Annotated in this window: 14 protein-coding genes; 8 read left to right on the forward strand and 6 right to left on the reverse strand. The window is 49.2% G+C overall.

All coding sequences use genetic code 11. The features are described 5' to 3' along the window. Positions 1 to 40: 40 nt before the first annotated feature. Both RCH83_RS04555 and RCH83_RS04560 read right to left on the reverse strand, forming a co-directional pair. A complete protein-coding gene (locus RCH83_RS04555) occupies positions 41 to 880 on the reverse strand; it encodes a tetratricopeptide repeat protein (RefSeq protein ID WP_306519480.1) in 840 nt (279 codons plus the stop codon). A gap of 96 nt (positions 881 to 976) precedes the next feature. Next, complete coding sequence (locus RCH83_RS04560) at positions 977 to 1,207, reverse strand: hypothetical protein (RefSeq protein ID WP_306519482.1); 231 nt, start codon at positions 1,205 to 1,207, stop codon at positions 977 to 979. 80 nt (positions 1,208 to 1,287) lie between these two features. On the opposite strand from RCH83_RS04560, the gene RCH83_RS04565 reads away from it, so the two are divergent. Together RCH83_RS04565 and ilvN are read left to right on the forward strand one after the other, a co-directional pair. Beyond that, positions 1,288 to 3,024: an acetolactate synthase 3 large subunit gene (locus tag RCH83_RS04565; protein ID WP_306519484.1), complete on the forward strand. Its 1,737-nt coding sequence runs from the start codon at positions 1,288 to 1,290 to the stop codon at positions 3,022 to 3,024. Position 3,025: 1 nt separating this feature from the next. Continuing rightward, a complete protein-coding gene (gene ilvN / locus RCH83_RS04570) occupies positions 3,026 to 3,517 on the forward strand; it encodes an acetolactate synthase small subunit (protein WP_306519486.1) in 492 nt (163 codons plus the stop codon). A gap of 150 nt (positions 3,518 to 3,667) precedes the next feature. Here the strand turns inward: ilvN and RCH83_RS04575 are convergent, their stop codons facing one another. Further along, a complete protein-coding gene (locus tag RCH83_RS04575) occupies positions 3,668 to 4,963 on the reverse strand; it encodes a cation:proton antiporter (RefSeq protein ID WP_306519488.1) in 1,296 nt (431 codons plus the stop codon). 269 nt (positions 4,964 to 5,232) lie between these two features. On the opposite strand from RCH83_RS04575, the gene RCH83_RS04580 reads away from it, so the two are divergent. The 3 genes from RCH83_RS04580 (at position 5,233) to RCH83_RS04590 (ending at position 8,383) form a co-directional block, all read left to right on the forward strand. Further along, entirely contained in the window at positions 5,233 to 5,505 is a 273-nt protein-coding gene (locus RCH83_RS04580; protein ID WP_306519490.1) for a hypothetical protein, read from the forward strand. 41 nt (positions 5,506 to 5,546) lie between these two features. Next, positions 5,547 to 7,463 (forward strand): tetratricopeptide repeat protein, encoded by a 1,917-nt coding sequence (locus tag RCH83_RS04585; RefSeq protein ID WP_306519567.1) that lies wholly within the window; start codon positions 5,547 to 5,549, stop codon positions 7,461 to 7,463. A gap of 140 nt (positions 7,464 to 7,603) precedes the next feature. Next, positions 7,604 to 8,383 carry a peptidylprolyl isomerase gene (locus RCH83_RS04590; protein ID WP_306519492.1) on the forward strand — a complete coding sequence of 260 codons (780 nt, stop codon included), beginning with the start codon at positions 7,604 to 7,606 and terminating at the stop codon, positions 8,381 to 8,383. A gap of 46 nt (positions 8,384 to 8,429) precedes the next feature. On the opposite strand, the gene RCH83_RS17625 is transcribed toward RCH83_RS04590, so the two are convergent. Genes RCH83_RS17625 through RCH83_RS04600 form a run of 3 tightly spaced genes read right to left on the reverse strand, consistent with a single transcriptional unit; the run spans position 8,430 to position 10,124 of the window. Continuing rightward, complete coding sequence (locus tag RCH83_RS17625; protein WP_373689739.1) at positions 8,430 to 8,651, reverse strand: cysteine-rich CWC family protein; 222 nt, start codon at positions 8,649 to 8,651, stop codon at positions 8,430 to 8,432. Further along, positions 8,648 to 9,847, reverse strand: coding sequence for a benzoate/H(+) symporter BenE family transporter (locus RCH83_RS04595; protein ID WP_306519494.1), 1,200 nt, complete (start codon positions 9,845 to 9,847; stop codon positions 8,648 to 8,650). The genes RCH83_RS17625 and RCH83_RS04595 overlap by 4 nt, the downstream gene beginning before the upstream one ends. 10 nt (positions 9,848 to 9,857) lie before the next feature. Next, positions 9,858 to 10,124, reverse strand: a complete 267-nt coding sequence (locus RCH83_RS04600; RefSeq protein ID WP_306519497.1) for a GNAT family N-acetyltransferase — start codon at positions 10,122 to 10,124, stop codon at positions 9,858 to 9,860. Positions 10,125 to 10,365: 241 nt separating this feature from the next. Here RCH83_RS04600 and purT point away from each other — a divergent pair, with 241 nt between their 5' ends. From purT to RCH83_RS04615, 3 genes are all read left to right on the forward strand, one after another. Then, entirely contained in the window at positions 10,366 to 11,547 is a 1,182-nt protein-coding gene (purT, locus tag RCH83_RS04605) for a formate-dependent phosphoribosylglycinamide formyltransferase (protein WP_306519499.1), read from the forward strand. Positions 11,548 to 11,718: 171 nt separating this feature from the next. Beyond that, the gene (locus RCH83_RS04610; protein WP_260658182.1) at positions 11,719 to 12,417 is read left to right on the forward strand and encodes an AAA family ATPase; all 699 of its coding nucleotides are present in this window, start codon (positions 11,719 to 11,721) and stop codon (positions 12,415 to 12,417) included. After that, positions 12,374 to 12,721 carry a ribbon-helix-helix protein, CopG family gene (locus RCH83_RS04615; protein WP_306519503.1) on the forward strand — a complete coding sequence of 116 codons (348 nt, stop codon included), beginning with the start codon at positions 12,374 to 12,376 and terminating at the stop codon, positions 12,719 to 12,721. Before RCH83_RS04610 ends, RCH83_RS04615 begins: the two co-directional genes overlap by 44 nt. Positions 12,722 to 12,732: the final 11 nt, after the last annotated feature.

The following is a 12,732-nucleotide window of genomic DNA, read 5'->3' on the forward strand; positions in this document are numbered from 1 at the left end:
CATCCGCAATAACAGCCAGAATGCTGGCTGTTTTGCAAAGTTAATACAATAAACTATACAGCTTGCGCCGGTAACTGGCCGTCAGTGCGTCGCCTTTTGGCTGCACCGCCAGCATATCCAGCATCAGCTTTTTGCTTTCGCCAAAATTTAAATCCTGTTGCAGAATTTTGTATAACAGCGCCAGCGCATCCGCCACCCTGTTGGCTTGCTGGTATTGCACTGCCAGTTGCTGGCAAAGTAATAAATTATCAGGGTCAGTCGCCAGCTGTTGCTCCAAAGCGCGGATCTCCGGGCTGTCAGCCGCTTGCTCCGCCAGCTCAATCAATGAAAGCACCTGCTGATACAAAGCATCCTGATCGGCCATCAGCACTGTGCTGATTAAACTGCGGGCTTCGTCAATTTTGCCAAGAGATGCGGCGCTATAAGCCAGCAATTTGCGGATATCCACCCGTTCCGGCGCTATTTGCTGCGCCTGTAATAACAACGGGTAAGCTTCTGTCCATTGTTGCGCAGCCAGCATAGTCTCAGCTTGCGCCAACAATAAATCTTCAGCTTTAGGTAAATAAGGTTGCAACCGCTGGCGTATTTGCGCGTCACTCTCAACACCAGCAAAACCATCAACCGGCTGACCATTTTGAATAAACATAGTGGTAGGTAAACTGCGTACGCCAAATTGCATCGCCAGTTCCTGATCCTGGTCGCAGTTCACCGAAGCCAGCACCAATTGCTCAGGGTAAGCACTGCTGATGGCTGATAATAACTGCAATAATTCTTTGCTTTGAGCAGAACGTTCGGACCAGAACGCAAAAATCACCAGTTTTTGTTGTGACAACGCCAGCAATTCCCGCACATTTTCAAAACTAGCCGCAACCTGATTCACCAAGACAACACCTGTAGCTGATTTAACTTATTGATTTAATACTATGTGGTCAGACCCGCCTTTTTGCAAGCCACACCAGCGCTGTTGCCCCAAATGTCAGCAGCCTGCAAAAAAAGCCAGCAAACAGCGGTTAAAAGCGGCAAAAAGAAGTCGACAAGGCTTTGGTTTTTCCCGTAAAGTAACAACTTCACGAGCCTCCAGAATGAACTTCTTTGAAAAGAAGTCACCACTAAAAACCGGGCCGTAGTTTGAAATTTTTGTTGCCAGTGCCTTACGCTGCCAACCTAATCCACGTAGCAAAAAATTTCTTGTTTCGACAAGACCCAACCGGAACTGCAACTGAGTGTTTTTTAAACTTCAGCCACAGTGCCGATATTTTTGCATACGCAAACTATGAGACCGAAGTCATGAGCCAACAAAACCAACCAGAAATGCTGTCTGGCGGTGCCATGTTAGTTCGCGCCCTGCACGATGAAGGCGTGGAATACGTTTATGGTTACCCCGGCGGCGCCGTGTTACATATCTATGATGCGCTGTTTCAGCAAAATGATGTGAAGCATGTGCTGGTCCGCCACGAACAAGCAGCAACCCATATGGCGGACGCATATGCCCGCGCCAGCGGCAAAGCTGGCGTCGTGCTCGTCACTTCAGGCCCGGGCGCCACCAATGCTGTTACCGGTATTGCCACTGCTTATATGGATTCGATTCCGATGGTAGTGATTTGCGGTCAGGTGATGAGCCACCTGATTGGCGATGATGCCTTCCAGGAAACCGATATGATGGGCATTTCCCGCCCTATCGTAAAACACAATATGTCGGTGCGTAACCCGGCTGATATTCCGATGATGGTGAAAAAAGCCTTTTATATCGCCCAAAGTGGCCGCCCAGGCCCTGTGGTGCTGGATATTCCAAAAGACATGACCATCCCGAGCCAGAAATTCCCTTATGAATATCCAAAAGAGATCAAACTGCGCTCTTATAACCCCAATGCCAAAGGCCATCCGGGTCAGATTAAAAAGGCGCTGCAAACTTTATTGGCAGCAAAAAAACCTGTGTTGTATTCAGGCGGTGGGGTGATTTTAGGTCGTGCCTCTGAAGAGCTGACCGAACTTGCCAGAAAGTTAAATTTACCTGTGACCAATACCCTGATGGGCTTGGGCGCTTATCCGGCGTCGGACGCACAGTTTATTGGTATGTTGGGTATGCACGGCAGTTATGAAGCCAATCAGGCCATGCATAACGCCGATGTGATTTTTGCCGTTGGCGCCCGTTTTGATGACAGGGTGACCAACGCCACCAAAAAATTCTGCCCGAACGCCACCATTATTCATATTGATATTGACCCGGCCAGCATCTCCAAAACCATCAACGCCCAGGTGCCTATTGTTGGTCTGGTGAAACCTGTGTTGCAGGAGATGTTGAGTCAGTTAGATAAACTGGACGGAAAACTGGATCAAGCCGCTCTTCAGCAGTGGTGGGATCAAATTAATCAATGGCGTGAAGTGCATGGCGGCCGTTATGAACAGCGTGCAGATTTACTGAAACCACAAGCCGTGATTGAAGCAGTACACCGCCATACCCAAGGTGACGCTTATGTCACCTCTGACGTTGGCCAGCACCAGATGTTCGCCGCCCAATATTACAAGTTTGATAAACCAAATCGTTGGATCAACTCAGGTGGCCTCGGCACCATGGGTTTTGGTTTGCCTGCTGCCATGGGCGTCAAGCTGCATTACCCTGACGCTGAAGTAGTTTGTGTCACGGGTGAAGGTTCTATTCAGATGAATATTCAGGAACTGTCGACCTGCAAACAATATGGCCTTGGGGTCAAAATCATCAACCTCAATAACGGTTATTTGGGCATGGTGAAGCAGTGGCAGGATATGAACTACGATTCGCGTTATTCAAGCTCCTACATGGATTCACTGCCGGACTTTGTCAAACTGGCCGAAGCTTACGGCCATGTTGGTATTCGCGTCACCAGACCGGAAGAGCTGGAGCCTGCGCTGGAACGCGCTTTTGCCTTAAAAGACCGTTTGGTGTTCCTCGATATTCATATTGACCCGAAAGAGCACGTGTACCCAATGCAAGTGCCGGGTGGCGCTATGAATGAAATGTTCTTAAGCAAAACGGAGCGGACTTAAGATGCGGCATATTATCGCAGTATTGCTGGAAAACGAGTCCGGCGCTTTGGCCCGTGTGGTAGGTTTATTTGCCCAGCGTGGTTATAACATTGATTCTTTAACAGTTGCCGCCACTGAAGATCCAACTTTGTCGCGGTTGACGCTGGTGACAAGGGGTGACGACCAGGTCATTGAACAAATCACCAAACAGCTGCACAAGCTGATTGAAGTGGTGAAGCTGGTGGATTTAAGCGAAAGTGCACACATTGAACGTGAACTGATGATGGTGAAAGTAAAAGCCAGCGGCGATCAACGGGAAGAAGTAAAACGTTGTGCCGATATCTTCCGCGGTCAGATTATCGACGTTTCGCCAACCACTTATACCATTCAGGTGGTGGGCACTTCAGAAAAGCTGGAAGCTTTTATTGAAGCCATGAGCAATACGCAAATTCTGGAAGTGGTTCGCACCGGGGTATCCGGTATTTCCCGGGGCGAAAAAGCACTGGCACTCTAAGCTGGCAACATTGTTGATAGCATTGGTGGCAGCATTGTTGCCTGGCGTTTTTGGTGCTTTGGCTTTCAGCAACCTCTGATAAAACAAAGGGCGATGTTATATAACATCGCCCTTTTTAGTTCGTGGGGTCAGCGCAATGCAAACTAACAGTCAGCCGGTTTTTAATGCGGTTGAGTCGGTATCCAGCAATGGTGATGAAGACTTATGTTTGTCCTTGGCCATATGCCGGCCATACACCAGCTGAAACAATGGCGTTGCCATTAAAGTGGTGACTATTGCCATTAACACCATAATGGAAAACAACCCTTGTTGAATGACACCATAACTTAAAGCAATATTGATAATAATCAGCTCCATCAGGCCTCTGGAATTCATCAGAGCGCCAACGGCCATAGCGGTGCGGTTATCGGCGCCCCCAATACGGGCCGCCGCCCAGCAAGCCACCCCTTTGGCAAAAATAGAAGCCGCCAGAATCACCAGCGCTGTCGACAGCACCTGCCAGGAACCCAATACATCCAATTGGGTTTTCAGACCTGAGTAGGTAAAAAACATCGGTAACAGTAAAAACACGGTAATTTTGTTCAGTCTGGTGCTGATGAGTTCTGTCAATTTGCCGCGAGGCATGGCAATCCCCAATAGGAAACCACCAAAGACCGCATGCAAACCCACCCATTCCATGGAATAAGCGGACAAAGCCCACAGCAACAAGACCAGCAAAAGTTGTGATGAGGTTAACACCCCGCTTTGCTGCACTTTATCCGCCAGCGGTTGTAACCAGCCGCGCGCTTTCAGCAGCATAAAAGAGGCATATAACACACCACCAATCACGGCTTTAATGGCAAGCTCAGTGCCACCACCAAAGCTGGCCAACACCACAGCAAGTACTATCCAGGCCGCAGCGTCATCAATAGCGCCGGCCGCCAGCGCCAGCGTGCCTAAAGCAGTGCCTGCCAGTTTACGTTCATAAATAATGCGCGCCAGCATTGGAAAAGCAGTAATGGCAATAGCAGCACCCATAAAAAGTGCAGCGTTGGCGTAAGAAATATTTGGGGCGAATAAGCCGGGTTGATCAAGCAGCCACAGGCATAACAAAGCGCCAACGGCAAAAGGCACTATCATGCCTGCCAGTGACACCCCAACCGCGCTACGCGCCTGCTGCCGGAATAGCTGGGTATTAAACTCCAGCCCCACCAGAAACATATAAAGGCCCACCCCAATCTGGGCGCCTATATACAAGATGGGCATAGTCTCGGCGACAAAAATACTTTGTTGCAGTTCCGGCAGCAGAAGGCCAAATAACGAAGGTCCAAGCACCACACCGGCTATCATTTCACCCACCACCCGGGGTTGGCCGATAAATTTGGCCAGATAACCAAACAGCTGGGCGGCCAGCAGAATAAGTACTAACTGCTGAGCAAAAGCCCAGGCCAACTCCATATTTGTCATAGTTTGACTCGCTATTGCTTTAGTTTTTTACGGCAAAGTAGGGTAGTGGCAACTTTGTAATTGATGTACCGGCTTAAATCCGGTTGGCAGCCGGCTAAAACCGGTCTGATAATTTTATAAAAACCACCTTATAGCCGGCAGCAGACCATTGCAAGTGAATTTGTAGTAAGGCCTTTCATCACCTTGAAATGCACGCATTTATTACTACGGCGCCTAGGCAATACAACGCATTTCTGGCATGCTGCTGCTTTTAGGGTGGGGAGCTATTTATGTCGAATCACGAGTCAGAACAGCTTGATCAAAGCCTGTTGTTTGAAGTCATCGAAAATCAGCTGGCCGATGCTTATCCGGCCAAAGTTAAAGCCACTTTAATGCGTTTACGGATGACGGGTCATAGTCAGGAAGAAGCGATGGAGCTGATAGCCTGTGCTTTGGCGCCGGAGATGTTGGCCGTAGTGGAACAGCAGCAACAGTTTAATCTGGCCCGTTATGAACAACATCTGGACTTATTGCCGGAAACCCCCTGGTTAGCCGCTGAATAATCGTCTTTTTATTGATAGCTGAAGCAGGGAATCAAGCTGTGATGTTACGCCTTCTGTGCCTCTGTTGTTGCCTGTGGTTATTGTCGGCTTGCCAAAGCCGCCCTGCTGCCCATTCTGCTGCCAACCTCTATCTGCAAACCATCGATAACTTAGCCGACGCAGAACAACTACCGCCTTACAGCACTTTGTATCAGAGTTATTTGCAAAGCCCGGCAGTGGAAAAAACAGCCCTTGCCTGGCAACAGTGGCAACAAAAGGTTGATGGCAAAAACTGCCGGCAACTGGACTGGCAACAAGGACAAAAAGACAATTTCTGGACTCTGGCTTTTTATCGTCAGGCGATCAGATGTTTTAGCGAACAAGCCGACAATAACAACAACGAATTAAAACACTGGCATGCTTATCTGAATTATCTGCGTACTGGTTTATTGCAAACTGGCCATGGCCGCACTGCTTATGCCGCTTTTCAAATTAATATGTATCAGGACGCACATGACTTAGTGCAGCTGCTGGGTATGCAGGTATTGGATTATTACGCTGAATTATCCTCAAGTAACAATGCTTTGCATTATGTACTGCAGGTCTATGACAGCAGCGATCAGAAGTTTAAGGCGATTTATTTTGAAAATCAGCGTTATCTGCATGCGCTGGACCAGATCCCTTTTCCTTTTACCGGTCTGGTCGATGGTTGGGGCCGGCAAATGCAGCCGGAATATGCAAAAACCAATTCAATGTTGTTATTGCCATTGGCCATGCTGCAACAACAGGCTGGCCAGTCGGAACAGGCAGCCAGCCTTTACCAACAAGGTATCAGCGAAGGCTCACATCAGGCCGCAGTTAAACTGGCCGAACTCTGTTATCAGGCCAGTCTGGAGCTGAAAAAAAGCCAATGTCATCAGTGGCTATTGGCTGCGGCAGACGATGACTATGTGCCTGCCTTGCAGTTTTTATTGTTCCTGCACCAGAGTGGCAGGCTTGGCGCTGTCGACAAGGGCAATATCAAAGAACAACTGCAGCTGATCAATCAGCTGGCTGGCGCCGGACAGGCCGAATTACAGCTATCCCGTTATTATTTTGGCAACAAATTTGGCAAGTCAGATCCTGCTCAAGGGGATTTTTGGTTAAAAGCAGCTGCCGCTGCCGGCATGCAAGATGCCAAAGCTTTTTATCTGCTGTCGCAACTTGAGCAGCATCCGGAAAAAACTACTGAACTCAGTCAACAACTAAAACCTCTGGCTGAACAAGGCAATAGTGTTGCAGCCTATCTCTACGCATCACAACTGATACAACAACAACCTGTCTCTCCTTCCGCGGCAGCAGAAGCAGAACAATATCTGTTACAAGCCAGCCAGAACTGGCACCCTGAAGCGCTTTTTCTGCTGGCTTATGGTTACGAAGAAGGTGTTTTTGGTGCACCTCAACCACAACTGGCGCTGCAATATTACCAACAGGCGGCAGAACGCTTTTTCAGCCGGGCTATGTTGCGGCTTGGCACCTTATACCGCGACGGCATCAAGGTGCCGAAAAACAGCGAGCTGGCCAACCGCTGGTTTATGTTATGTAGCAAACAGGGCAACAGTGCCTGTGCTTTTAACGCAGCTTTAATGTTTGATGATGGCGACGGTGTGCCGCAGAACTACCAGACAGCTGCAAACTTTTATCAATATGCTGCAGCTCAGGGTTACGCACCGGCAAAAAACCGGCTGGCCTTGTTATATCTGTTTGGCAAAGGCCTGAAAGAAGACAGCAACAAAGCGCTGCAATTATTTGCAGAAGCGGCAGCTGCCGGCAGTCACAGTGCCAACTATTATCTGGGACTGTTGTATTTTGAGGGCAAAGTAGTACCCCGCGATTTTGCCAAAGCCAAATTATATTTTGAACAAGCGGGCCAACACCCTAATGCCATTCGTTATTTACAAAACTGGCAACAAATGACCGGACAGCCGGACAAGCCCTGACAGCCTCTCTGGTCGATTATTTAATAACCGGTTGTTTTACAACGATCTGTATTCAATTGGTGACTAAATGTAATGGCGCTGGCATCCAAAGTGGGCTGTCGTTTAAGCTGCGGCTTATATTCAAATCCGGAGTAAGCCCAATGCAGAAAAAAACCGCCCCAGTACTGGCCTGTCTGGCCGCAGCCATCACCTTTGTTTGTGCCCCTGTCAGCGCAACAGTGGTGCTGGTAAAAACCAGTCTGGGTGATTTTGAAGTGAATCTGTTTGATCAAACCACACCAGCCACAGTCAATAATTTCCTGGCTTATGTCAAAAATGGCAGTTATCAAAACACCATTTTTCATCGCAGTGTCAAAGGTTTTGTATTGCAAGGTGGTGGTTTTCGCTTCAGCGGAGACAACAATGCACCTTTTACCGCAGTGCCACAGCTGGCTCCAGTGGTGAACGAACCTAAGTTGTCGAATGTGCGTGGCACCATCGCCATGGCTAAAATTGGCGGCAATGCCAACAGCGCCACCAACCAGTGGTTTATTAATTTAGGTGACAACAGCGCCAATCTCGATTTACAAAACGGTGGTTTTACCGTTTTTGGTCAGGTGACGGGCACCGGCATGGAAATCATAAACGCTATCAGCGCTCTGCCAAACAATCTAAATACCAATTACCCGGAAGTACCACTGCGTAACTACACTGCAGCCGATGGCACCGCCAAAACACCGGTAACCAGCAACAATCTGGTGACTATTGAAAGCATCACTGTAATTAATGCCGAAGTGAACACAGCCGCCGGTCTTACACCAAAAGCCAATACACTGATCACTTCACAACCGCCAAGCAGTGGCGGCTCTTCAGGTGGTAGTTTGGGCTGGTTCAGTCTGTTGGCTGCTGCCCTGCTGGTATGGCGTCGCCGCGCCGTTTAACAGTTCTGCGTCAGTGACCGGTGGCACGCAGAGATTGCGTTGGTACTTATTCCGGCTCCCGGTCACTTTTTTCCCCAGCCAGCTTTTCCTCAGCCAGGTTTTTTGTCAGTTTGCTCAGGCAAGTTTCACAATAACAATAGCTACCTGATGGCAACCCAGCGCGCTCAGCCAGCCCAAAAGGCAAGCGGAAACACCAGCAACTTTCAGGCGCAGCCCCTGCTGTTATTGCACATTGATTTTCCGCACCACAGCCAGGACAAATATTCACAGTCCGCCCCGGCGCCAGTTCAGCAATAACATCGTTAAAACCCCCACAACTAAACCCCAAAAGGCTGAGGCAATACCAAAAAAGCTCACACCTGAAGCCGTCACCAAAAATGTCAGCATAGCGGCGTCTCGGTGAGGTGTATCAGCACTGGCGATAGCCAGATTAGCGGCAATAGTGCCAAGCAGCGCAACACCTGCCACTGTCGCCACCAGAGCCTCTGGAAAAGCAGCAAAAAGTGCCACAACTGTAGCGCCGGCAAGGCCAGTCAGCAGGTAAAACACACCGGCGGCGATGCCGGCAGTGTAACGTTTTGTTGCATCAGGGTGAGCCTCAGGACCGCTACAAATTGCCGCAGTAATAGCAGCCAGATTAATAGAAAAATTACCAAAAGGGGCTGTCAGTATTGTGATAAAACCCGTCCAACTGAGCAGTGGCGACACCGGAACCTGATAACCACTGGCACGAAGCACAGCCAGACCCGGAATATTCTGTGACGTCATAGTTACCAGAAACAACGGAATACCCACACCTAACAAAGCTGGCAAAGACCAGGAAGGCGTTATCCAGACTAACTCCACCCATCTGAGCTCGACCGTGGAAAAATCCAGTTGTGCACTGAGCAGGCAAAACAACAAGCCACCACAAAGCACCAAAGGCACTGCATAACGCGGTATAAATCTTTTTGCCAATAAAAACAGCACTAACATCACTAGCACCAGCAAAGGTAAAGTCTGCATACTGCTGAAAATGGCCAGGCCAAATTTTAATAAAATGCCGGCCAGCATAGCCGCTGCTATCGGCAGCGGAATACGACTGGCAACTTTGTCAAACCAGCCGCTGAGCCCAAGTAACAGAGTCAGCGCAGCACTGAATATAAAAACACCCACAGCTTGTGGCAATGTGACATCGGTCAGGCTGCTGGCCAACAAAGCTGCGCCCGGAGTGGACCAGGCCGTCAGCACTGGCGCTTTAAAATACCAGGAAAAACCAATACAGGTGATGCCCATCGCAAAACCCAAAACACCAATCCAGGAAGCCATCACCGCCTGATCGGCACCAAAGGCACTGGCGGCCTGAAACACAATAGCCACTGAGCTGGCAAAACCAACCAGTACAGCGACAAAACCCGCAACGACAGCAGACAGACTCCAGTCGGTACTTTGCCTGTTTTTTTCCGGCATAAGCTGAGATCCCATATCGCTGGCCTTAACGCAAAAATTTGGCAACATACCAACAACTGGCAACTATTTGTAGCTGCCGGGCACGGGCCCAACTCAAACCTGCCCGCACCAGTTGTTCTGCCAGCCCCTGCCCGCGCGCTACTTCCGGCACAAAGGTGTGAGTAAAATTTACCTGCATCGGCTTGCCCGCGGCATCAGTACTCAGCTGGTAGTCAAGCCGGGCTTGTTGTCCCTGAACATCCAATACAAAACACTGCTGCTCTGGCAGATGACGAATAACAGCCTGACTCATAGCGGATCCTTAAATGATGATAAGTTAAATGCTTGTTCTGACAGAACTTCCACTTTACGCCGCAGCGTTGCAAAGTGCCAGCCTACAGACCACTCGCCAGATAGCAAAAGCCGGAGAACACCATCAAAGCCACAGTGCCAAACCGATAAAACAGCAGGCAAAACGATGTTTTCTTGTTAATCTACCAAAAATCTCAGAACACCGGCCCAAATGGCCCGGTTTACATTCAGGTGGAGTGGTTATGACCAGCATTGGCACCCCGGCCAGCCCAGGCAGTACCAAAGTATTGCTACTTGGCGCCGGCGAGTTAGGTAAAGAAGTTTGTATTGAATTAAAACGTTATGGCTGTGAAGTAATAGCGGTAGACCGATATGTGAATGCGCCGGCCATGCAGGTTGCTGATCGCCATTATGTGATTTCGATGTTAAACGGTGCGGCTTTGCGTCAGCTGGTGATTAAAGAAAAACCCGATTTAATAGTGCCTGAAATTGAAGCTATTGCCACCGCCACTTTACTGGAACTGGAGCAGGAAGGTTTTCAGGTGATCCCGAGTGCCCGTGCTGCACATCTGACGATGAACCGGGAAGGCATCCGTCGCCTCGCGGCTGAAGAGCTGGCGTTGCCAACGTCCCGTTACCAGTTTGCTGATGATCACAACAGCTACCTCGCTGCAGTGGCCGCTATTGGTTACCCTTGTGTGGTCAAGCCGATAATGTCGTCCTCCGGCAAAGGCCAATCCGTGTTGAAATCGACCGCCGATGTTGAAGCCGCCTGGGCTTATGCTCAGGAAGGCGGCAGAGCCGGTAAAGGCCGGGTGATAGTGGAAGCCTTTGTTGATTTTGACTACGAAATTACCTTATTGACTGTGTGTTCCATCAGCGGCACTCAGTTCTGCGCCCCTATCGGCCATCGGCAGGAAAAAGGCGATTATCGCGAATCATGGCAGCCACAAGCTATGTCTGAGGCTGCGCTTGCTAAAGCAGAAGATTATGCCCGTCGTATTACTGCATCTTTGGGTGGCCGTGGCGTTTTTGGTGTTGAGCTTTTTGTTAAAGGTGATGATGTCTGGTTCAGTGAAGTGTCGCCACGGCCACACGACACCGGCATGGTCACACTGATGTCGCAAAACCTGTCTGAGTTTGCATTACATGCCCGCGCTATTCTCGGTCTGCCCATTCCGGCGATACGGCAGCTTGGTCCAACGGCTTCAGCGGTATTACTGGTGCAGGGACAATCACAACAGATGCGTTTTCATGGACTTGACCGCGCTCTGACTGAAGCAGATACTGAAATTCGTTTATTCGGAAAACCTGAAGTACAGGGTGAACGCCGACTTGGCGTTGCCCTGGCGCAGGCTGAAACTGTAGCGCTGGCCGTCAAAAAAGCTCTGAACGTGATCAGTCATATCAGAGTGGAGTTATAACCGGACACAACTACTGCAAAGAGTTGATGGCAAACTTTGCCACTCTGCAGAGTTGTCTCCTACACTAAGAAACTGATAGTCAGCATCATTGTGCACTGAACTATCAGTTTAACCTGCAGTTCTGCAGCAGCAGTGCTGAATTGTCGTGGTCGCAACGAAGAGGGAATGTGCATGATTTTGTTAGTCGGTGGGGAAAAAGGCGGGAGTGGCAAAAGTTGTCTGGCCCAAAATATCGCCGTGTATTTTTCAACCCAGAAAAATGCCAACGTGATTCTGGTGGATTGTGATCCGCAGCGAACCACGTCTGATTGGGTGCAGGAACGTCACCTGTCACCGAACGTGCAATGGATCAACTGTGTACAAATGTACGGCAAGATCCGTTATGAACTGAAGAGCCTTGAACACCACTATGACTATGTCATCGTCGACTGTGGTGGTCAGGATAGCGTGGCGCTGCGTTCCGCCATGTCGGTTGCGTCTCATGTATTGTTACCACTGCGGCCAAAACGCCGTGACTTAAAAACACTGGAACACTTAGAAGATTTAGTCAGCAACTGTAATGTCGTGAACCCGGACATGATTGTTGCTTGTGTTCTGACCCAATGTCCGTCGCTACCAAATCAGGCCAATCGTATACTCGATGCCAAAGAAGTGGTACGCAGCTTTAATTTACGGGTTTTAAACGGCGTAACTTACAGCCGCAACATCTACGATGACAGCGAAGAAAAGGGCATGTCAGTGATGGACACTGAGCCGGATGGTAAAGCGGCTACCGAAATCAAAGACATTATTGTTGAACTGATGGCAATGAAGGCAATTCAAGAAGATGGCATTGACCGATCTGAAAAGAAATTCAACACGATCGAATAAACGCGCTTTCACCGTGGAAGAATTTATTGCCGATGCTGAAAACTATGCGATGGGTATTCCCAAAATCGTAAGTGTCAGACAGGCACCGGAAGAAGATTCAGCAAACCTGCTGAGTCAGGGGCCAATGCGTCATGCAACTTTCACTTTAAGTGCCGAAGCGATTGAAGTGTTAAATGCACTGAGTAAAGAAACTGGCGTATCAAAATCAAAACTGATCCGCCAGCTTATTCTCAGCGTCAACGAGCAAAATCAAAGTGCCGCTGTTGGAGTTGGCAAGTCAGTGGTGGTTAAAAAGGTAGAATAATACTGCGATGC

This window comes from Rheinheimera sp. (assembly GCF_030824435.1).
In the GTDB taxonomy this organism is placed as follows: Bacteria; Pseudomonadota; Gammaproteobacteria; order Enterobacterales; family Alteromonadaceae; genus Pararheinheimera.